This window comes from Stenotrophomonas sp. HMWF003, assembly GCF_003061285.1.
Classification (GTDB): domain Bacteria; phylum Pseudomonadota; class Gammaproteobacteria; order Xanthomonadales; family Xanthomonadaceae; genus Stenotrophomonas; species Stenotrophomonas maltophilia_AP.
In genome coordinates, this window is sequence record NZ_QAIW01000057.1 from 1 (window position 1) to 19,483 (window position 19,483).

General features: G+C 68.9%; 17 protein-coding genes, 1 pseudogene and 1 riboswitch. Of the genes and pseudogenes, 9 read left to right on the top strand and 9 right to left on the bottom strand.

Annotation, left to right across the window (positions count from 1 at the left end):
- Positions 1 to 12: 12 nt before the first annotated feature.
- The 3 genes from DBR34_RS01970 to DBR34_RS01980 all read left to right on the top strand — a co-directional run bounded on the left by DBR34_RS01970 (position 13) and on the right by DBR34_RS01980 (position 2,456).
- Positions 13 to 384 (top strand): acyl-CoA thioesterase, encoded by a 372-nt coding sequence (locus tag DBR34_RS01970; protein ID WP_258223618.1) that lies wholly within the window; start codon positions 13 to 15, stop codon positions 382 to 384.
- 41 nt (positions 385 to 425) lie between these two features.
- On the top strand, positions 426 to 1,247 hold the full coding sequence (locus DBR34_RS01975; RefSeq protein ID WP_128095500.1) for an NAD-dependent protein deacetylase: 822 nt from the start codon (positions 426 to 428) through the stop codon (positions 1,245 to 1,247).
- Between the two features lie 99 nt (positions 1,248 to 1,346).
- On the top strand, positions 1,347 to 2,456 hold the full coding sequence (locus DBR34_RS01980; RefSeq protein WP_128095501.1) for an NADH:flavin oxidoreductase/NADH oxidase: 1,110 nt from the start codon (positions 1,347 to 1,349) through the stop codon (positions 2,454 to 2,456).
- A gap of 42 nt (positions 2,457 to 2,498) precedes the next feature.
- Here DBR34_RS01980 and DBR34_RS01985 read toward each other — a convergent pair whose 3' ends face one another.
- Complete coding sequence (locus DBR34_RS01985) at positions 2,499 to 3,431, bottom strand: LysR family transcriptional regulator (RefSeq protein ID WP_181393875.1); 933 nt, start codon at positions 3,429 to 3,431, stop codon at positions 2,499 to 2,501.
- Positions 3,432 to 3,611: 180 nt separating this feature from the next.
- Here DBR34_RS01985 and aceE point away from each other — a divergent pair, with 180 nt between their 5' ends.
- From aceE to purU, 3 genes are all read left to right on the top strand, one after another.
- A complete protein-coding gene (gene aceE / locus DBR34_RS01990; protein WP_128095503.1) occupies positions 3,612 to 6,284 on the top strand; it encodes a pyruvate dehydrogenase (acetyl-transferring), homodimeric type in 2,673 nt (890 codons plus the stop codon).
- 134 nt (positions 6,285 to 6,418) lie between these two features.
- Positions 6,419 to 7,333 carry a hypothetical protein gene (locus DBR34_RS01995; RefSeq protein ID WP_128095504.1) on the top strand — a complete coding sequence of 305 codons (915 nt, stop codon included), beginning with the start codon at positions 6,419 to 6,421 and terminating at the stop codon, positions 7,331 to 7,333.
- Between the two features lie 74 nt (positions 7,334 to 7,407).
- On the top strand, positions 7,408 to 8,259 hold the full coding sequence (purU, locus tag DBR34_RS02000) for a formyltetrahydrofolate deformylase (protein WP_128095505.1): 852 nt from the start codon (positions 7,408 to 7,410) through the stop codon (positions 8,257 to 8,259).
- Positions 8,260 to 8,349: 90 nt separating this feature from the next.
- Here purU and pncA read toward each other — a convergent pair whose 3' ends face one another.
- The 8 genes from pncA to pnuC form a co-directional block, all read right to left on the bottom strand.
- Positions 8,350 to 8,979 (bottom strand): bifunctional nicotinamidase/pyrazinamidase, encoded by a 630-nt coding sequence (gene pncA, locus DBR34_RS02005; RefSeq protein ID WP_128095506.1) that lies wholly within the window; start codon positions 8,977 to 8,979, stop codon positions 8,350 to 8,352.
- A 57-nt stretch (positions 8,980 to 9,036) separates the two neighbouring features.
- On the bottom strand, positions 9,037 to 9,723 hold the full coding sequence (locus DBR34_RS02010) for an epoxyqueuosine reductase QueH (protein ID WP_128095507.1): 687 nt from the start codon (positions 9,721 to 9,723) through the stop codon (positions 9,037 to 9,039).
- 68 nt (positions 9,724 to 9,791) lie between these two features.
- Positions 9,792 to 12,089, bottom strand: coding sequence for a 5-methyltetrahydropteroyltriglutamate--homocysteine S-methyltransferase (gene metE, locus DBR34_RS02015; RefSeq protein WP_128095508.1), 2,298 nt, complete (start codon positions 12,087 to 12,089; stop codon positions 9,792 to 9,794).
- Positions 12,090 to 12,302: 213 nt separating this feature from the next.
- Positions 12,303 to 12,534, bottom strand: a riboswitch (cobalamin riboswitch).
- 156 nt (positions 12,535 to 12,690) lie between these two features.
- Positions 12,691 to 12,987 carry a HigA family addiction module antitoxin gene (locus DBR34_RS02020; RefSeq protein ID WP_128095509.1) on the bottom strand — a complete coding sequence of 99 codons (297 nt, stop codon included), beginning with the start codon at positions 12,985 to 12,987 and terminating at the stop codon, positions 12,691 to 12,693.
- A 258-nt stretch (positions 12,988 to 13,245) separates the two neighbouring features.
- Positions 13,246 to 14,688, bottom strand: a complete 1,443-nt coding sequence (locus tag DBR34_RS02025) for a nicotinate phosphoribosyltransferase (RefSeq protein WP_128095510.1) — start codon at positions 14,686 to 14,688, stop codon at positions 13,246 to 13,248.
- A 63-nt stretch (positions 14,689 to 14,751) separates the two neighbouring features.
- Positions 14,752 to 15,807, bottom strand: coding sequence for a bifunctional nicotinamide-nucleotide adenylyltransferase/Nudix hydroxylase (locus DBR34_RS02030; RefSeq protein WP_128095511.1), 1,056 nt, complete (start codon positions 15,805 to 15,807; stop codon positions 14,752 to 14,754).
- 72 nt (positions 15,808 to 15,879) lie between these two features.
- Positions 15,880 to 16,944, bottom strand: coding sequence for an AAA family ATPase (locus DBR34_RS02035; protein WP_128095512.1), 1,065 nt, complete (start codon positions 16,942 to 16,944; stop codon positions 15,880 to 15,882).
- Complete coding sequence (gene pnuC, locus DBR34_RS02040) at positions 16,937 to 17,533, bottom strand: nicotinamide riboside transporter PnuC (RefSeq protein ID WP_128095513.1); 597 nt, start codon at positions 17,531 to 17,533, stop codon at positions 16,937 to 16,939. The genes DBR34_RS02035 and pnuC overlap by 8 nt, the downstream gene beginning before the upstream one ends.
- A 155-nt stretch (positions 17,534 to 17,688) precedes the next feature.
- On the opposite strand from pnuC, the gene DBR34_RS02045 reads away from it, so the two are divergent.
- From DBR34_RS02045 to DBR34_RS02055, 3 genes and pseudogenes are all read left to right on the top strand, one after another.
- Positions 17,689 to 18,465: a hypothetical protein gene (locus tag DBR34_RS02045; protein ID WP_128095514.1), complete on the top strand. Its 777-nt coding sequence runs from the start codon at positions 17,689 to 17,691 to the stop codon at positions 18,463 to 18,465.
- A gap of 70 nt (positions 18,466 to 18,535) precedes the next feature.
- Positions 18,536 to 19,105, top strand: coding sequence for a sigma-70 family RNA polymerase sigma factor (locus tag DBR34_RS02050; RefSeq protein ID WP_128095515.1), 570 nt, complete (start codon positions 18,536 to 18,538; stop codon positions 19,103 to 19,105).
- A pseudogene (locus DBR34_RS02055) lies at positions 19,102 to 19,483 on the top strand (hypothetical protein); the annotation flags it as partial. The gene DBR34_RS02050 and the pseudogene DBR34_RS02055, both read left to right, overlap by 4 nt.

Genomic DNA, 19,483 nt, shown 5'->3' on the forward strand with positions numbered 1-19,483 from the left:
ACTGAAATCAGCATGGCCGAGATCGTCTTCCCCAACCACACCAACCACCTGGGCACCCTGTTCGGTGGCCAGGCGCTGGCCTGGATGGACAAGGCGGCCTTCCTCGCCGCGGCCCGCTACTCGCGCCGCACCGTGGTCACCGCGCGTTCGGACCAGGTCGATTTCAAGCTGCCGATCCGCATCGGCCAGATGGTGGAAACCATCGGACGCATCGTCGAAGTGGGCCGCAGCTCGATGAAGGTGGAAGTGGAGCTGATCGCCGAAGACCTGCACACCGGCGAGCGCAAGCTCTGCACCCGCGGGCACTTCGTGATGATCGCGCTGGATGCCGACGGCCACCCCATTGCCGTGCCGCCGCTGCCCGACGCCATTCCCGGGCCGTAACCGCGATTGCGTTGCCCGCCGCACGCCCCCACCTGTAGACCATGACCCGCCCGCTCGCCGACTTCATCGACCGCGCCCAGCGCCTGTTCGTGCTCACCGGGGCCGGCTGCAGCACCGACTCGGGCATCCCGGACTACCGGGATGCCGACGGCCAGTGGAAGCGCACCCCGCCGGTGACCTACCAGGCCTTCATGGGCGAGCTGGCGACCCGCCAGCGTTACTGGGCGCGCAGCCTGCTGGGCTGGCCGCGCTTCGGCCATGCCCGCCCGAACGGCACCCACGCCGCGCTGGCGGCGCTGGAAGCCCGCGGCCAGCTGGAAGTGCTGCTCACCCAGAACGTGGACCGGCTGCACCAGCGCGCCGGCAGCCGTGACGTCATCGACCTGCACGGTCGGCTGGACCAGGTGCGCTGCATGGGCTGCGAAGCCCGCACCCCGCGTGAGGAGTTTCAGCAGGTACTGCTGGCCCACAACCCCGGCTGGGACCAGCTCGACGCGGCCCTGGCCCCGGACGGCGACGCCGACCTGGACGGGGTGGACTTCAGCCCGTTCCAGGTGCCGGCGTGCCCGCACTGCGGCGGCATCCTCAAGCCGGATGTGGTCTTCTTCGGCGAAAACGTCCCCCGCGAGCGAGTGGCCACCGTCCACGCGCACCTTGCCCGGGCCGACGCCGTGCTGGTGGTGGGCTCCTCGCTGATGGTCTATTCGGGCTTCCGCTTCGTCCAGGCCGCGGCCAACGCCGGGGTCCCGGTGGCCGCGCTCAACCTCGGCCGCACCCGCGCCGACGACCTGCTCAGCCTGAAGATCGAGCAGCCGTGCGCGGCCGCGCTGGCCTTCCTGCTGCCGTCGGCCAGCACCGCCTGAGCGCCGCCGCGAAACACTGATCCACCGATACGGTTGCCTTGCACGCGCAGCAGGAGTGCAATAACGCCCGGTTTTCCCGTTTCCGCCAGAGTCCCCCACTTGAGCCAGCTCTTTTCTTCCGTTTCCTTTGGCCCGCTGTCGCTGGCCAACCGCATCGTCATCGCCCCGATGTGCCAGTACTCCTCCACCGATGGCCTGGCCAACGACTGGCACCAGATCCACCTGGGCCAGCTGTCGCAGTCCGGCGCCGGCCTGCTGATCCTGGAAGCCACCGCCGTGCTGCCCGAAGGCCGCATCAGCTGGGCCGACCTGGGCCTGTGGAACGATGACACCGAAGCGGCGCTCAAGAAGGTGATCGACGCGGTGAAGCGCTGGTCGCCGATGCCGATCGGCATCCAGCTGGGCCATGCCGGGCGCAAGGCATCCTCGGCCCGGCCGTGGGACGGCGGCGGCGCACTGCCGGCCACCGACCCGCGCGCCTGGACCACGCTGGCGCCGTCGGCGATTCCGTTCCACCCCGCCGACCCGACCCCGCAGGCGCTCGACGCGGCCGGCATCGATGCGATCGTGGACGCCTTCGTGGCGGCCGCCCAGCGCGCCGAACGCATCGGCTTGGACCTGATCGAACTGCACGCCGCACATGGCTACCTGCTGCACCAGTTCCTGTCGCCGCTGAGCAACAAGCGCGATGACGAATACGGTGGCTCGCTGCAGAACCGCATGCGCCTGCTGGTGCGCGTGTTCGACGCGGTGCGCGAAGCGGTCAGCGACCGTATCGCGGTGGGCGTGCGGATCTCGGCCAGCGACTGGGTGGCTGGCGGCTGGGATATCGAACAGACCACCACCCTGGCGCACGTGCTCGATGGCCGTGGCTGCCAGTTCCTGCATGTGTCCAGCGGCGGCAACGACCCGCGCCAGCAGATTCCGCTGTCGCCGGGCTACCAGGTGCCGTTCGCCGAGGCGATCAAGGCGCAGAAGCTGCGCATGCCGGTGATTGCGGTGGGCCTGATCACCGACCCGGCCCAGGCCGAGTCGATCCTGCGCCACAGCCATGCCGATGCCATCGCGCTGGCCCGCGGCATCCTCTACGACCCGCGCTGGCCGTGGCACGCCGCCGCCGCGCTGGGCGATTCGCTGGAACCGGCGCCGCAGTACCTGCGCTGCGAACCGCGCGAAGCACGCGGCGTGTTCATCGCACCGCCGCGCTGACCCAGCCGCAGGCGGTGGCCCCGTGCCATCGCCTGCGTGCCGCTAGGCCACGTCCACCCGCCACTCGGCCGGCAGCCCCTCGACGATGTGCGTCATCAACGCGCGCACCTTCGGGGTCAGGTCGCGGCGGTCGCTGACACACAGGAACAGCCGCATCGGCTCGGGCAACGCCTGCGCATCGCCGGCCTCATTGCCCTCGAACAGGGCCTGCAGTTCCCCGCGTGCCAGGTAGGGCGCGGCCACGAATGCCGCCAGGCGGGTGATGCCGCCGCCGGCCAGCGCCATCGCGGCCAGTGCATCGATATCGTCGCTGACCAGCGCCGGACTCACTTCGGCATCGAAGCGCAGCCCGTCGCGCACGAAGCCCCAGCGCAGATGGCGACCGTCCTTCGGATGCCGGAACAGCAGGCAGCGGTGCTCACGCAACGCCTCGGGCGTGCGCGGCACGCCGGTGCGCGCCAGGTACGAGGGCGCCGCACAGAACACGAACGGCACCTGCGCGATCGGCCGCGCCACCAGCCCTTCTTCCAGCTGCGGTTCGATGCGGATGCTCACGTCCACGTCTTCGCGCGCGTGGTCCACCGCGCGGTCGGCCAGCAGCAGTTCGATCGCCAGCCGCGGGTAACGCGCCTTCAGCGACGGCAGCAGCGGGGCCAGCTTGTGCCGCCCGAACGAGGTGCTGCAGGCGATCCGCAGCCGGCCCTCGGGGGTGGCGTCCAGGTCGGTCACTGCCGCTTGCGCGCGTTGCAGGTCGCGTTCGATGTAGCGCACCTGGGCCAGGTACAGCGCGCCGCGCTCGGTCAGCGCCAGCTGGCGGGTGGTGCGGTTGAACAGGCGCACGCCCAGGTGCGCCTCCAGCCGGGCGATGTTCTGCCCGACCGCCGCCGCGCTGATGCCCAGCGTGCGCGCCGCCGCGGCCAGGCTGCCGGCGTCGGCGGTGCGGATGAAGCTGCGGATTGACTGGAGAATATTCATGGTGACCGCCATTCTCGCCTGTGATTGCAAAGTTTGTCTTTCTAAAGAGCCAACAGGGCCCGATCTACCGGCCGCCCCGGCCCGCTCCTAAGGTGTTTGTCCCCGCCAGCCCCGGGGCGGCGCCGCCCCCTCCGGCGTGCGCAGCGCCCCGGGCCTGGCCGCCTTTGCCGGAGATGGACCATGAACCCTGCGCTCGCCCCCCTCGACACCGACCCCCAGGAAACCCAGGAATGGCGTGAAGCGCTGCAGGCGGTCACCCAGGTAGCCGGGCGGCCGCGTGCGCACTACCTGCTGGACCAGCTCAGCGACCAGGACGTGGCCCACCACGGCGACCTGCATGCGCGCGCCTGGACTGCCTACGTCAACAGCATCCCGGTGGAGCGCCAGCCGGCCTACCCGGGTGACCTGGCGATCGAGCGCCGGCTCAACGCGATGATCCGCTGGAACGCGATGGTGATGGTGCTGCGCGCCGGCAAGCACTCCAACGTGGGCGGCCACATCGCCACCTACCAGTCGGCCGCCGTGCTGTACGACGTGGGCTTCGACCACTTCTTCCGTGGCCGCACCGACACCTTCGACGGCGACATGATCTACATCCAGGGCCATTCGGCGCCGGGCATCTACGGTCGCGCGTTCGTCGAAGGCCGCATCGCGCCCGAGCGCATGGACAACTTCCGCCGCGAATCCGATCGCGACGGCCTGTCGTCCTACCCGCACCCGCGGCTGATGCCCGACTTCTGGCAGTTCCCCACCGTCTCGATGGGCCTGGGCCCGCTGACCGCCGCCTACCAGGCGCGCTACATGCGCTACCTGGAATACCGCGGCCTGAAGGAACATCAGGGCCGCAAGGTGTGGGCGTTCCTGGGCGATGGCGAAATGGACCAGCCCGAATCGCTGGCCGCCATTTCCGTGGCCGGGCGCGAGCGCCTGGACAACCTGGTGTTCGTGGTGAACTGCAACCTGCAGCGCCTGGACGGCCCCGTGCGCGGCAATGCCAAGGTCATCCAGGAACTGGAAGGCACCTTCCGTGCCGCCGGCTGGAACGTCATCAAGGTGATCTGGGGCGGCGGCTGGGACGCCCTGCTGGCCAGGGACCACAGCGGCCTGCTGCGCCAGCGCATGATGGAATGCGTGGACGGCGACTACCAGACCTTCAAGTCGCAGAGTGGCGCGTACGTGCGCGAGCACTTCTTCGGCACCTCGCCGGAACTGCTCGCGCTGGTCGCGGACATGAGCGATGACGACATCTGGGCGCTGGCCCGTGGCGGCCACGACCCGCAGAAGGTGTATGCCGCCTACGCGCAGGCGGTGGCTGGCAACGGCCGCCCGAGCGTGATCCTGGCCAAGACGGTCAAGGGCTTCGGCATGGGCGAGGCCGGCGAAGGGCAGAACATCAACCACCAGCTCAAGAAGATGAGCCTGGACGCGGTGCGCGCCTTCCGCGACCGCTTCGACCTGCCGGTGAGCGACGCCGAGCTGGAGGACATGCCCTACCTGCGCCCCGCACCGGGCAGCGCGGAAGAGCGTTACTTCGCCCAGCGTCGCCAGGCCCAGGGCGGCCAGCTGCCGGCGCGCGTCACCCACGTCGCGCCGCTGCCGGTGCCGCCGCTGTCGGCCTTCGCCACCCAGCTGCAGGGCAGTGGCGAGCGCGGCCAGTCCACCACGATGGGCTTCGTGCGCATCCTCGGCACGCTGCTCAAGGACCCGGCACTGGGCAAGCTGGTCATTCCGATCGTGCCCGACGAGTCGCGCACGTTCGGCATGGAAGGCCTGTTCCGCCAGATCGGCATCCACTCCTACCTGGGCCAGCTCTACACCCCGCAGGACGCCGGCCAGCTGAGCTATTACAAGGAAGCCAAGGACGGCCAGATCCTGCAGGAAGGCATCAATGAATCCGGCGCGATCTGTTCGTGGATCGCCGCCGGCACCGCCTACAGCAACCACGGCCTGGCCACGATTCCGTTCTACATCTTCTATTCGATGTTCGGCCTGCAGCGCGTGGGCGACCTGGCCTGGGCGGCGGCCGATGCGCGTACCCGCGGCTTCCTGCTGGGCGCCACCTCCGGCCGCACCACGCTGATGGGCGAGGGCCTGCAGCACGACGATGGCCACAGCCACGTGCTGTCCTCGGTGATTCCCAGCTGCATCTCCTATGACCCCACCTACAACTTCGAACTGGCGGTGATCATCCAGGACGGTCTGCGCCGCATGTATGTGGACCAGGAAGACATCTACTACTACATCACCGTACTCAACGAGAACTACCCGCACCCGGCCATGCCGGAAGGCGCCGAGGAGGGCATCCTCAAGGGCATGTACCTGCTGCACCCGGCCCCGACCGACAGCGACCCCGGCTTGCGCGTACAGCTGATGGGCAGCGGCGCGATCCTGCGCGAAGTGGAAGCGGCCGCCGCGCTGCTGCAGCAGGATTTCGGCATCGCCAGCGATGTCTGGAGCGCCACCAGCCTGACCGAACTGCGCCGCGACGGCCTGGCCGCCGAGCGCTGGAACCTGCTGCACCCGGCCGCCGAACCGCGCGTGCCCTACGTGCAGCAGCGTCTGGCCGCGCACGCCGGGCCGCTGGTGGTAGCCACCGACTACATGAAGATCGTGGCCGACCAGATCCGCCCGTTCGTCGACGGCCGCCGCTTCACCGCGCTTGGCACCGACGGCTTCGGTCGCTCGGACACGCGCGAGTCACTGCGTACGTTCTTTGAAGTGGACCGCCACTTCGTCGTGCTGGCGGCGTTGAAGGCACTGGCCGATGACGGGCGCATCGCGCGCAGCCAGCTGCAGGTGGCGATCGAAAAATACGACATCCACGTGGACAAGGTGGATCCGGCGGCGGTGTAGGGCGGCCCGCCACGCCGGGCCTGCGGCGTATCCCGTTCATTCGCGCTGTTGATGACGAGAGCTGGGTCACGGTGGTCGCGCGTCAGGTGCGGCATGCTGGATACTCCGGTTTCGGCCCGATCCAGGGAGGGGCGATGAAACACGATCGGCAGGCAGGGCGTCATGTCCTCCACGCGTGTGTGGTGGTGCTGCTGCTGGGGGTGCTCGCGCCCGCCCCCGCCCTTGCCGGCACCGATGCGGTCCCCGGCAGCCTGCACGCCGCGCTGCGAGTGCTGGATGACGACCCCGCGCGGCCGGCCGCCGAGCGCCTGGCCGCGATGCGCCTTGCTTACGCGCACGCAGCCCCCGTTGTGATGCAGCCCAGCGAATGCGCGGCCTTGCCCGATGCACGGCTGCAAGACCTGTTCGAATCCACCGCGTTGATCGCCTTCTACGCGCGCGACCCGGCCACGTTGGCGCGGCTACAGTGCCTGTACGACACCCTGCAGGCGCGCGCGCAGGCCACCGAGGAACAGCATCGCGCCATGCGTGGCGCGCTGATCGCGCTGCAGCGCTTCGACGCGGCCAATGCGCTTCGCGGTCGACTGGCGAAACCGCCCAGTGCGCTGCCGGACATCCGCGGCACGCCGCTGCCCGGCAGGCCGGTGCTTCGTCTGGACAGCCTCACCCAGGTGCAACGCGCGGTGCTGGCCGAAGACGGCCTGCGCGTGGTGGCCGTGGTGCACCCCTACTGCGGTTTCTCGCGGCGCGCGCTCGAGGCCATCACCACCGAACCCGAGTACGCCTGGCTGCACGACCACCTGCAGCTGCTGGTGCCGATCGGGCAGGCATGGCCCGGGCGGGAAATGCTCGACTGGAACGCGGCCCATCCGGGCCTGCCCATGCAACCGATGGTGGCCGACCCAGCCTGGCGGGACGTGGATACCGATCAGACACCGCTGTTCCACCTCATGCGCGACGGCAAGGTCATCGACACCGTGGTGGGTTGGCCACCGGAAGGCGCCGACCTGCGTGCATTGCGCGCCGCGCTGGAGGTCGGCACGCACTGAGCCGTCGTGCAAGGTGCTTGGTTGCATCTGAGAGCATCGTCCCCGCACCGGCAGTGCTCGCTTAAACTGGCCGGATGCGCCCTGATTCCATTCTTACCCTGTCATGCCCGGACCGTACCGGGATTGTCTACCGCGTGTCCGGCCTGCTGTTCGAGCTGGGCTGCAACATCCTGGACGCCCAGCAGTTCGGCGACGAAGAGAGCGGCCGGTTCTTCCTGCGCGTGCACTTCGATCGCGCCGCCAGCCAGGCGCTGGCCGATATCGAAACGCGCATGGGTACGCTGGCGGACGCGTTCCAGATGGACTGGCAACTGCACGATGCGCGCCGTCGTGCGCGGCTGCTGGTGCTGGTGAGCAAGCAGGGGCATTGCCTGAACGACCTGCTGTTCCGCGCCCACAGCCGCCAGCTGCAGGTGGATATCGCCGCGGTGGCGTCCAACCACGAGGACTTCGCCGCGCTGGCCGGTTCGTACGGGGTGCCGTTCCACCACCTGCCGGTCAACGCAGATAACCGCGCCGTGCAGGAGCAGCAGATCATCGACCTGGTCGAGCGCGAGCAGATCGACCTGGTGGTGCTGGCGCGCTACATGCAGATCCTGTCGCCGCGCCTGTGCAAGGCATTGGCGGGGCGGGCGATCAATATCCACCACAGCTTCCTGCCCAGCTTCAAGGGTGCGCAGCCGTACCACCAGGCGCACGCGCGCGGGGTCAAGATCATCGGCGCCACCGCGCATTACGTTACCGAAGACCTGGACGAAGGCCCGATCATCGAACAGGACGTGGCCCGCGTGGACCACGCCATGACCCCGCGCGACCTGGTGCGGCTGGGCAGCGATACCGAATCGCAGGTGCTGGCGCGCGCCGTGCGCCGGCATGTGGAGCACCGCATCCTGCGCAACGGGCATCGCACGGTGGTGTTCCGCTGACCGGTAGGTACCCACCGTTGGTGGGTACGACGCCGTGGGTACCGACCGTTGGTCGGTACGCTTTTCCGGCCGGCGCCCGGAGGTCGCCCGTCAGACAACCGCGATCTTCGCCTTCGCCAACGCCTCGCGCACCATGCCGTCATTGGCCTCCGTCACCGGCCGGGTCAGGTCCCACAGGAACTTCACCCGGAACCCGGATTTCACCGCGTCCTGTGCGCTCCACAGCACGCAGTAGTCGCGTGCCAGCCCGCACACGTGCACCTCGCGGATGCCGCGCTCGTGCAGCCAACCGGCCAGGCCGGTCGCGGGACGGGTGCCATCGGGGCCGTGGTTTTCGCGGAAGGCGCTGTAGGAGTCCACCTGCTGCCGGGTGCCCTTGCGCAGGATCAGGTCGGCCACGGTCCAATCCACGCCCGGGTGCAGCGCTGCGCCGTCGCTGCCCTGCACGCAGTGGTCCGGCCACAGCGTCTGCGGCTGCGCATGCAGCAGGATCGCCTCGAACGGCAGGTGCCCCGGGTGCTGGCTGGCGAAGGAGGCGTGGTCGGCCGGGTGCCAGTCCTGGGTGGCCACCACCGTGCGGTAGCGGCGCTGCGCGAGCAGGGCGGCCATCGGGGCCACCAGCGCATCGCCTTGTTCGCAGGCCAGTGCGCCACCGGGCATGAAGTCCGGCTGCAGGTCGATCACCAGCAGGGCCACATCGGCGGATAGGGCGGCGGTCATGGCAGGTCCAACACAACGGAAGCGGGGCAACCAGCGTGGCGGCCCCGCGTGCGAACGTCAATCGCCCTTGGGCGCGTCGTTGTCCTGGCCGTAATACAACAGGCCGATCTTGATGCGCTCGCGGCCGGTTTCGCGGCGGTGGCGGTTGGCATCGCGCAGCGAGTACACGCAGCCGCAGTACTCCTGTTGGTAGAACTGCTCGCGCTTGCTGATCTCCACCATGCGCGCGGCCCCGCCGCCCTTGCGCCAGTTGTAGTCCCAGTAGTGGATGCCGGGGTAATGCGCGGCGGCGCGGTGGCCGCAGTCGTTGATCTGGCTCATGTCTTTCCAGCGCGAGATGCCCAGCGAGCTGCTGATCACCGGAAAGCCATGTTCGTGCGCATACAGCGCGGTGCGCACGAAGCGCATGTCAAAGCACATCGTGCAGCGGATGCCACGCTCGGGCTCGGCTTCCATGCCGCGGGCGCGTGCGAACCAGTTGTCGGTGTCGTAGTCGGCGTCGACGAACGGCACGCCGTGCTTCTCGGCGAAGCGGATGTTCTCCTGCTTGCGCAGTTCGTATTCCCTGGCCGGGTGGATGTTGGGGTTGTAGAAGAAGATCGTGTAGTCGATGCCGGAGGCGGTGATGGCCTCCATCACTTCGCCCGAGCACGGCGCGCAGCACGAATGCAGCAGCAGCCGGGTGTGGCCGTCGGGCAGGGACAGGGTGGGGCGGTCGATCGGGGTAACGGTAGGCGTGGTCATGTACGTCTCGTCGACCGCACCGCCGGCAACGGCGGCGGTGCGGTCCTTGGGGCATATTTACAGGGGGATCAGGCGGCGTTGGCGTCGGCGGTTTCCTCGCGCAGCTGGCGCGCGGCGGCCACCAGTGCTTCCAGCGCGGCGCGGGTTTCCTTCCAGCCACGGGTCTTCAGGCCGCAGTCGGGGTTGACCCAGATCTGCTCCGGCCGGAGGACTTCGGCGGCCTTGCGCAGCAGCGCCAGCATCTCTTCCTTGTCGGGCACGCGCGGGGAGTGGATGTCATACACGCCCGGGCCGATCTCGTTGGGATACTGGAAACGCACGAACGCGTCCAGCAGCTCCATGCGCGAGCGCGAGGTCTCGATCGAGATCACGTCGGCATCCATGGCCGCCACCGAGTGGATGATGTCGTTGAACTCGGAGTAGCACATGTGGGTGTGGATCTGGGTGGCATCGCGCACACCGCTGGCACTGATCCGGAACGCTTCCACCGCCCAGTCCAGGTACTCGCGCCACTGCGCGCGGCGCAGCGGCAGGCCTTCGCGGATGGCCGGCTCGTCGATCTGGATCACGCCGATGCCGGCCGCTTCCAGGTCCAGCACCTCGTCGCGCAGGGCCAGCGCGATCTGCCGGCAGGTGTCGGCGCGCGACTGGTCATCGCGCACGAACGACCACTGCAGCACCGTCACCGGGCCGGTCAGCATGCCCTTCATCGGGCGGTCGGTCAGCGACTGCGCGTACTGCGACCAGCGCACCGTCATCGGCCGTGGGCGGGTCACGTCGCCGAAGATCACCGGCGGCTTCACGCAGCGCGAGCCGTAGCTCTGCACCCAGCCATTCTTGGTGAACGCGAAGCCGTCCAGTTGCTCGCCGAAGTACTCCACCATGTCGTTGCGCTCGAACTCGCCGTGCACCAGCACGTCCAGCCCGATTTGCTCCTGCACGCGCACGCAGTGCTCGGTCTGGGTGGCCAGGAACGCATCGTAGTCGGCGTCGGACAGCTTGCCGGACTTGTTGCTGGCACGCGCCTCGCGCACTTCCAGGGTCTGCGGGAAGGAACCGATCGTGGTGGTGGGGAAGCGCGGCAGCTGCAGCGCGCCGGCCTGGGCCAGGTGCCGCTGTGGGTAGGGGCTGTGACGCTGCGCGTCGGCAGCGGTCAGGGCGGCCAGGCGCGCGGCCACCTCGGCCTTGTGCACGCGCGGCGAGCGCCGGCGCGATTCGATGCACGCACGCGAGTGCGCCAGTGCATCCTCGGCGCGGGCCGGGGCGTCGATGGCATCGGCCAGCACGCGCAGCTCCTGCAGCTTCTGCTTGGAGAACGCCAGCCAGCTGTACAGTTCCTCGTCCAGCTTCTTTTCCAGGTCCAGGTCGACCGGGCTGTGCAGCAGCGAACACGACGGGGCCAGCCACAGCAGGTCGCCGCCCACGTGGCCGTGCGCGTAGCGAGCCAGCACCAGCGCGTTGTCCAGGTGGGTGCGCCAGATGTTGCGGCCGTTGACCAGACCGGCCGACAGCACGCGGCCCGGCGGCAGCGCCTTGATCACCGCGTCCAGCTGCTCGGGCGCGCGCACCAGGTCCACGTGCAGGCCATCCACCGGCAGCGAAGCGGCCAGCGGCAGGTTGTCGTCCAGCGCGCCGAAGTAGGTGGCCACCAGCACCTTCGGCCGGGCCGCCTCGGCCAGCACCGCGTAGGCATGGGTGAACGCCGCGCGGGTGGCCTCGTCCAGGTCCTGCACCAGTGCCGGCTCATCCAGCTGCACCCACTGCGCGCCGGCCTCCTTCAGCTGGCCCAGCAGCTGCACGTACACCGGCAGCAGGGCGTCGAGCAGGTCCAGCGCACGGCTGCCGTCGGTGGTCTTGGACAGCAGCAGGAACGTCACCGGGCCAATCAGCACCGGGCGGGTCTCGATACCCAGTGCCTTGGCCTGGCGGTATTCGGCCAGCGGCTTGTCACCGCGCAGCGCGAAGCCCTGGCCGGCCTGCAGTTCGGGCACCAGGTAGTGGTAGTTGGTGTCGAACCACTTGGTCATTTCCAGCGCATGCAGGTCATAGCCGTCGCGCTGCACGCCCCGGGCCATGGCGAAATAGCCGGCCAGCGGCTCGGCGTCGGCCAGGGCACGGTAGCGCGCCGGGATCGCGTCGAACAGGAAAGCCGCATCGAGCACCTGATCGTAGAAGCTGAAGTCGTTGCTCGGCGGCACATCGACGCCGGCCTCGCGCTGCAGCTGCCAATGGCGTTCGCGCAGGCCGCTGGCAGCGTCCTGCAGCGACGCAGCGCTGCTTTCGCCGGACCAGAACGCTTCCAGCGCACGCTTGAGTTCGCGCTTGGCGCCGATGCGGGGAAACCCCAGGTTGGTAACAGTGGTCATGGAACGTGTCCTCATTGCAGTAGCGGCATTGAGGAACGAAGGAACCGCGCGCCGTGCACGACATGGCTGCCGTGTCCGCCCCGCCAGCGACCTTCGCCCCCGCGGGCGAACCGGATGTCGTGGAGCGGACGCACGGGGGCAGCGCCACGCGGGCGGCATGGCGGCAGGCCCCGGCAACCTCCCCGCGGACGTTCCAGGTCGAATCAGGGGACGGTCGTGTCCCCCGGCCGGGGCCGGTATTCGGGCTGATGGACACGGGCGCGAACGCCCACCTAGTACCTGCCGCTTCCCAGGCAAATGCCCAGTGCTGTTGGCAGGATTCGTTTCCATTCACCGCTGCGGGGCAGCTCCGGAATGGGCGCACAAGGCGCCTTCACCGGATTCCCGTTTAAACCCATCCCTTCATCTGCATGAAGAGATGGATACCTTCGGCCCGCACAAGGTAGGCCGAAGGCGGGCGGTGGTCAAGGGGCGTCGCGCCAACGAACGAGGTCATGGACGATGCAACGCACGTGACAGCAATGTCCGTCGCGCCGGGTGCCGGGTGCGGGAGGCCATCCACGCGTTTGCGGGAAGCAAGGGGGAGGGGAATGGCGGCCGCTCAGGTCGCGTGGTGGTATGGCTCGATGCGCGCCAGGACGTCGGCCAGTTCGTCCCTGGCCTTGGCCGCGTCGTGGGCCATCTGCAGGTTGAGCCAGAAGGCCTCGCTGGTGCCGAAGAAGCGCGCCAGTCGCAACGCCGTGTCGGCGGTGATGCTGCGCCTGCCCGCGATGATCTCGCCGATACGCGTCTGCTTCACGTCGATGGACTTGGCCAAGCGGTAGGCGGTCATCCCGAAAGGGGTGAGGAACTCCTCCTGCAGGATTTCACCGGGGTGCGGGTAGGGAATCGAACGCATGTAGGCAGCCCCTCAGTGATAGTGGCAAAGCTCTACGTCTGCAGGACCTGCATCGCTTTTGGTAGTAATGCATCGGAACGACACGATGGACATGACAGCTTCCTGTAATGACGACGCTACCGCGTGACGGTAGTATCGTCAAACGGGACCAATCCGGCCCGCTGATGCACAGGGCGGTCGATCAGCGGGCCTCGCCTGTGATGCTCGCTGAATTTCGCGCAGGCGAAAGCGGACGCGGTCACGCCCGCGGGACGGTGGTCATCGATTCGATGTATCGGTCAACCGCGCATCATCGGCCCGGCTGCGGATCGCGGCCAACGTGTGGTCCTGCAGCAGCTGGCCGTTCTCCCAGACCGTGACCATCGCATCCTCGTAGCCCGGCGGCAGCCCGGCCGCCGTCAGCGATTCCGCGTCGGCCGGCACCGATACCGTGCGGAACTGGCCGTACTCGCGATGGCGCAGCAGGCGCATGCGGCCGCGCTTGCTCTGCTTGCCGCTGTCGGTCACCGGGTCCTTGTAGACGTCGATCCACTTCCCGTCCACGCGCGCGGCCGAGCACTTCAGCGCGAACTTCTGGGTGTCGCGGTCCAGCCGCTGCAGCAGTGCACCGCCCATGCCGAAGGCGACGTTGTCGGCGGCGTAGCCGGCGTCGGTGATGCTGGCCAGGATCTGGCCGATGCTGGTCGGGTTGACCCCGTCGCCCTGGATCACGCGCACGTGGTTGAGCACCTTGTAGCCCTTGCCGTTGACCACGTGCCCGAACGCGTCGTCGAGCAGCCGCAGGCACTGCAGCACCACCGCCACCGGGTCGCCCGAGTCCGGGCGGATCACCACGGTGGCACCCGACGCGATCACCTGCTCGCGCAGGGTGGTGCCCCAGTGCCGGGTGATCGCGTGGAAGATGTCGTAGCTGTCCGACACCACCGCCACCAGTGCGCCCGGGGTGGCGAAGCGGGCGAGCATGTTGCGGTAGGCCTCCACTTCGTTGTCGCGGCCCCAGCTGGTGATGGTGCTGTGTTCGGCGGCCGGGATTGAGTAACCGGCCATGGCCTCGTGGTAGAAGGCACGCGCGTACAGCAGGGCCGAGACGGTATCGGTGCCGAGGAAGTTGACCAGGTGCGCTGCGCCACCGATGGCGGCCGATTCCAGGCTCGACACGCCACGGCTGCCGAAGTCGTGCAGCTTGAACGGCAACTGGCCTTCCGGGTCGTCGCTGGTGCGCTCCAGGTACTGGCGAATCGTCTGCTTGGCGTGCCAGCTGGTGGTGGCCACCGTGACCGGGTACCACACGCGCAGCAGCATCGTTTCAAGATACGACGGCACCCAGAACGCCTGCGGGTCGGTCGATTCGATCGTCATCAACGCGTTGTGTACCGGCACCACGGTGCCCTCGGGTACGGCGCGGATGCGGATCGGCATCAGGCCGCCGTGCGTATCGACGATGTAGCGCCAGCCGGCCTCGTTGAAGGGCTCGCCGTGGGCGGCGAAGAGATCGCGCGCCACGTCGATGTCGGCGTGGGTGATCGGCTTGGCCAGGTAGTCTTTCAGCAGCGCCTGCAGGCCGAAAAACAGCGTGCGGTCGTAGTGGCCACCGCGCGACTCCACGTAGAAGAAGGTGGCGTCGGTGCCCGGCGGATACTGCAGCCAGTGGCTGGCCTTGTAGCTGTCGGTGTTGAGGAGAAGATTGTCGAGGTAATGCATGACGGGAAGCTCCTTCGCGTCGGGTGACACCGGCGGTCTATCCGCCGGCGGGAAAAGCCGGGATCAGCCCCGGCCCAGGAAGAACTCCAGGATGTGCAGGTGGTCTTCGTACAGCTTGGGGCCCATGTCCAGCGCTTCGCTGACCGGGATCCAGCGCGCCTTGTCGGCATCGTCGCCGCCGCGCACGGCCGGCAGTTCGCCGGCGGGGAAATCAAAGTGGAAGGCGTGGGTGATGGTGCGGCCGCGCTGGCTGCGTTCGGGGTGGTCGAACACATGCTGGCCCTTGAGCGAGCCCTTGAGGACCGGCGCCGGGATCTTCAACCGGGTTTCCTCGCGCAGTTCGCGCAGGCAGCTGTCGAGCAGGCCCTGCTGCTGGCCGACGAAGCCACCGGGCAACGCCCACAGGCCCTTGCCGGGTTCGGCACGGCGACGCACCAGCAGCACGTGGCCCGAATGCACCACCACCGCGTCGGTGGTGACGAACGTGGGCGCATACGGTGCGTCTTTCCAGGCGGCCTTGTACTGCTCGATGAACTGGTACTCGGCCACCAGCTGGGCGTAGGCCGGGCCACTCTTGCGGAACGCTTCGAGCATGGCATACACCGGCGCCGGCACGTTCCCGCGCAGCATCAGCAGCGCACCGTGGAAATCCACGCTGCCGGCTTCAAACAGATAGCGGCGCAGCTCGGTGGCCGACAACGTCTCGGTGTGCTGCACATCCACCAGTGGCCACTGCGGGAATTCGCGCAGGTAGTAGCTCGAATCGTCCTTGTCCATCCCGACCAGGCCGATCTTCGCTTCGCCCGCATGCCCATCGGCGCGTATCGCCTCGGCCACCGTGCGTTGTACGCCGGCGATCCACTGCGCTTCGTTGTACAGGTGGTCCTTGAGCGGACGGATCAGCAGGCGCTCGCCCGCGCCTTCAAGCGCGGCCTGGATCATCACGGCACGTTCGGCCACGGTCCAGGGGTTGCGGAGGCTGCGGGGGGTGTCGGCAGAGCCGACCAGGAAGATCAGCTTCTTGGCCCGGCTCAGTGCGAGGCGGGCAACGGCAGCATGGCCGTTATGGAAGGGCTCGAAACGCCCGATGAACACCAGATAGTCATATTCCATGAGAATCCCCCATGTCGTTGCAGGTGCCGCGGGTCTATCCCTTGGCTGGTGCCAATGCTACTCCTCTGTCCTGCGCCGTCAACATCCGTCGCGCGTGCCGTCGAGCACGGCCATCACCTGCGCCACGCGCTGCTGCGGCGAGCCGACCAGCACGGTAAACGGCATCCCGTGCGCGTCCAGCGCCTGCAGGTACGCGCGGTGCTGCGCGTGCCGGAACGCGTCATCGCGCCGGGTGCCATCCTGTACGAACGGGAAATCCGGCGCGCACAGGAACAGGTGGGTGTAGCGCCGTTGCGCCAACGCATGCAGCGCCGGTTCGGCGCGTTCGAACATGGACAGGCAGTACAGTAGCGTGGTCAGCGGCGTGGTGTCGCAGACCAGCCAGCGGTGGGCCTGTTCAGCCAGTGTGTCTTCGCGCGCTACCTGCACCTGTGCGATGTGCAGCAGGTCGTCGTAGTCGAGCGCGCCGCCACGTGCCACCCAATGTTCGCGCCCGAACTCGGCCGCCCACGCGGTCTGCAGCTGCGCGGCCAGTGCGGCGGCGAGCGTGGTCTTGCCGCTGGACTCGCCGCCGAGCAGGCCAATGCGACCGACGAAGCCTGCGTACACGCGCGGATCGAGAAAGCCGCGCAGCGCGTGCGGGTCGCGCCGCACCGCCGTGCCCGACACCGGCACCGTGCTGCGGGCCGGGTCCAGGCACACATGCGCCACCGGCCAGTGCGTGCCGGCCTGCGCACTGAAATGGCGCTGCAGTGCGGCTGCGAATCCATCGCCGTAGGCCTCGCTGGTGAATACCGCGTCCACCCGGCGCTCCCACAGCGTGCTGCACACCCAGGCCACGAACGCGCGCTGCGTGGCATCGTCATCGCTGTTGTCCGGCAGCGGCCGCAACGGCACGCCCAGGCGCGCGCAGCAGGCTGCCAGCCGTGCTTGGTCGAGCACCAGCCGGGTGACATTCGGGTACAGCGCCTGCAGCCACGCCTCACGCCGGTCGGCCTCACAGCCGGGCAATTCCGGCTGGCTCCAGCTGAGCAGCAGCACGCTGTCGCAGCGGCGCAGCGCGTGGTCGATCAGGGCCTGGTGGCCCCGGTGCAGCGGGCTGAACTTGCCCACCACCAACCCGGTGGCGAAACGCTCACCCATGCGCGGCATCGGCCGCCGCGGTGGCGCCGCTCTGTTCGCGCATCAACCGCCGCCAATGCCGCAGCGAAACCAGCGCGTTGATCCAGAACACCGCATACAGCACCGCAGTGAGGTGCAACCCGCGGCTGGCGTAGAGCGGAATGGCGATGGTGTTGACCAGCAGCCAGAACCACCACGAATCCAGCTTGCGGCGCATCATCAGCAACTGCGCCACCACGCTCAGCACCAGCACCGCCGAATCCAGGAACGGCGCGTAGGCGTCGGTCCAGGTATGCAGCAGCAGGCCGTAGCCAATGCTGGCCAGCACCGCGGCCGGCAGCATCCAGCCCAGCGTGCGCAGCTGTACCCGGCTGATCGGCAGTGCATGCCCGTGGTCGCCGCGCAGCCACTGCCACCAGCCGATCACGCTGGTGAGCACGAACACGCCCTGCAGCACCACATCGGCATAGAGCCGGGCCTCGTAGAACACCAGGCCGAACAAGGTGCAGCCGATGATGCCGGTCCACCAGGTATGCACGCTGTTGCGCCCGGCCAGCAGGATCGAGGCGGCCACGGTGAGGTTGGCGGCAATTTCCAGGGCGCTGGTCATGCGGCTGCGCCGGCGGGCGGGGAACGCAGGGTGGGCGTCGGCATCGGATTTTTCAGCGGCAGCGGTGACAAGCCGCCCAGTTTACCCGCCGCCCGCAGTGCATCCGCCGCGGCGCTGGCTGCGTATCTGCTGGTGACCCCCACGTGGAGCCGGGCATGCGCCGATCCCTCTTACCGTCCTTGGTGCTGCTGCTGTGCCCGGTGCTGCCGGCCGCAGCCCAGCAGCTGCTGCGCCAGGAAGGGCGGGCCTACGCGCCGGCCGATGGCCGCCTGCTGTACCGCGAGACCCACTGGCTGCAGGGGCCGGCGGCGGCCCGATCGCGGCTGGTGCTGTACCGCTGCGCCGACGGTCGCGCGTTCGCGCGCAAGTGGATGACCCCGCAGGGCAGCCCGCAGACCCCTGACTTCGCTTTCGAAGATGCCCGCAACGGCTACCAGGAAGGCCTGCAGGGCAGCGCCACGGGGCGGACCGTGTACGTGCGTGAAGACGCGCGCGCCGACCGGGTCAGCCGCGCCATCGCGATCCCGCCCGATGCGGTGGTCGATGCCGGCTTCGATGCCGCCGTGCTGGGCCACTGGGACACCCTGCAGGCCGGCCGCCCGGTGGCGTTCCAGTTCCTGCTGCCCAGCCGTCAGCGGCTGGTGCCGTTGAAGCTGCAGCGCAGCGCAGCGGTCACCTGGCAGGGCCAGCCGGCCGAGCAGCTGCAGATGCGGCTGGATGCCTGGTTCGGCTTCGCGGTGCCGGCGGTGACCCTGGTGTATGCGCGCAACAGCCCGCGCCTGCTGCAGTTCAGCGGCACCGGCAACGTGCGCGATGCGCACGGGCGCTACCCGCAGGTACGCGTCGAATTCCCCGCAGCACCGGTCGCGGCGACCGCTGCCGAGCTGGCCGCGGCACGGCAGCAGCCGCTGGTGGCCACATGCGCCGGATGAGGACCCCCTTGCGCCCTGCGCGCGCAGCGACGACGATGCGGGCTGTCTCCCTGCCGACGTTGAGCCTGCGATGCCTGAGCTGGAGCTTGCCGATACGGGTGCCGCACGGCGCCTCGACGACCTGCTGGTCCGGGTTGCCAGCGGCGATCGCCAGGCGTTCGAGTCGGTATATCAGCTGGCCTCCGGGCGCCTGTTCGCGATCTGCCTGCATGTGCTGCGCGACCGCAGCGACGCCGAAGAGGTGCTGCAGGATGTCTTCACCAGTGTCTGGCACAAGGCGGCGCAGTTCGACCGCGCCAAGGCGGCGGCCATGACCTGGCTGTCGATGATGGCGCGCAACCGCGCGATCGACCGCCTGCGCGCCGCGCCGCCGCGCCCGCTGGACGACCTGTCGGTGGCCGATGAAATCCCCGATTTCGCCCCGCAACCGGGCCAGGTGGCCGAACAGGCCTCCGACCGGCAGCGGCTGGACGACTGCCTGGACACCCTGGAACCCCGCCGCCGTTCGCTGATCCGGCTGGCGTTCCTGGACGGGGCCAGCTATGAGGAACTGGCGCGCCGGATCGGCTCGCCCCTGGGCTCGGTGAAAAGCTGGATCCGCCGCGGCCTGGGCCAACTGCGGGTGTGCCTGGAACGATGAACATCCGCGACCTCCATGACCTGCATGACGACGGGCAACCGCCCAGCGCCGACATCCTGGCCGGGGAATACGTGCTGGGCGTGCTCGATGCCGCCCAACGCAGCGAGGCCGAGCAGCGCATCGCCACCGACCCCGGCTTTGCCCGGCTGGTGAACCAGTGGGAAAACCGCCTGGCGCCCATGCTCGACGCGCTGGGCAGTGAAGCGGTGCCCGCGCACGTGTGGCCGCGCATCCGTACCGCGCTGGGCTGGCCGGCGGTCGGTGCCAGCGCGCCGCGCGCGTGGCAGCGCACCGGGTTCTGGCAGGGCATGACCGCCTTGGCCGCCGTGGTGGCACTGGTGGCGGTGTTCAGCCGAGGCCAGCTGGAACCGGTGGCCC

Excerpts from the sequence above, each read along its gene's own strand:
- DBR34_RS01970 (WP_258223618.1), top strand. The coding sequence starts at position 13 with ATGGCCGAGATCGTCTTCCCCAACCACACCAACCACCTGGGCACCCTG.
- DBR34_RS01975 (WP_128095500.1), top strand. The coding sequence starts at position 426 with ATGACCCGCCCGCTCGCCGACTTCATCGACCGCGCCCAGCGCCTGTTC.
- DBR34_RS01985 (WP_181393875.1), bottom strand. The coding sequence starts at position 3,431 with ATGAATATTCTCCAGTCAATCCGCAGCTTCATCCGCACCGCCGACGCC.
- aceE (WP_128095503.1), top strand. The coding sequence starts at position 3,612 with ATGAACCCTGCGCTCGCCCCCCTCGACACCGACCCCCAGGAAACCCAG.
- DBR34_RS01995 (WP_128095504.1), top strand. The coding sequence starts at position 6,419 with ATGAAACACGATCGGCAGGCAGGGCGTCATGTCCTCCACGCGTGTGTG.
- purU (WP_128095505.1), top strand. The coding sequence starts at position 7,408 with ATGCGCCCTGATTCCATTCTTACCCTGTCATGCCCGGACCGTACCGGG.
- pncA (WP_128095506.1), bottom strand. The coding sequence starts at position 8,979 with ATGACCGCCGCCCTATCCGCCGATGTGGCCCTGCTGGTGATCGACCTG.
- DBR34_RS02010 (WP_128095507.1), bottom strand. The coding sequence starts at position 9,723 with ATGACCACGCCTACCGTTACCCCGATCGACCGCCCCACCCTGTCCCTG.
- metE (WP_128095508.1), bottom strand. The coding sequence starts at position 12,089 with ATGACCACTGTTACCAACCTGGGGTTTCCCCGCATCGGCGCCAAGCGC.
- DBR34_RS02020 (WP_128095509.1), bottom strand. The coding sequence starts at position 12,987 with ATGCGTTCGATTCCCTACCCGCACCCCGGTGAAATCCTGCAGGAGGAG.
- DBR34_RS02025 (WP_128095510.1), bottom strand. The coding sequence starts at position 14,688 with ATGCATTACCTCGACAATCTTCTCCTCAACACCGACAGCTACAAGGCC.
- DBR34_RS02035 (WP_128095512.1), bottom strand. The coding sequence starts at position 16,944 with ATGGGTGAGCGTTTCGCCACCGGGTTGGTGGTGGGCAAGTTCAGCCCG.
- pnuC (WP_128095513.1), bottom strand. The coding sequence starts at position 17,533 with ATGACCAGCGCCCTGGAAATTGCCGCCAACCTCACCGTGGCCGCCTCG.
- DBR34_RS02045 (WP_128095514.1), top strand. The coding sequence starts at position 17,689 with ATGCGCCGATCCCTCTTACCGTCCTTGGTGCTGCTGCTGTGCCCGGTG.
- DBR34_RS02050 (WP_128095515.1), top strand. The coding sequence starts at position 18,536 with ATGCCTGAGCTGGAGCTTGCCGATACGGGTGCCGCACGGCGCCTCGAC.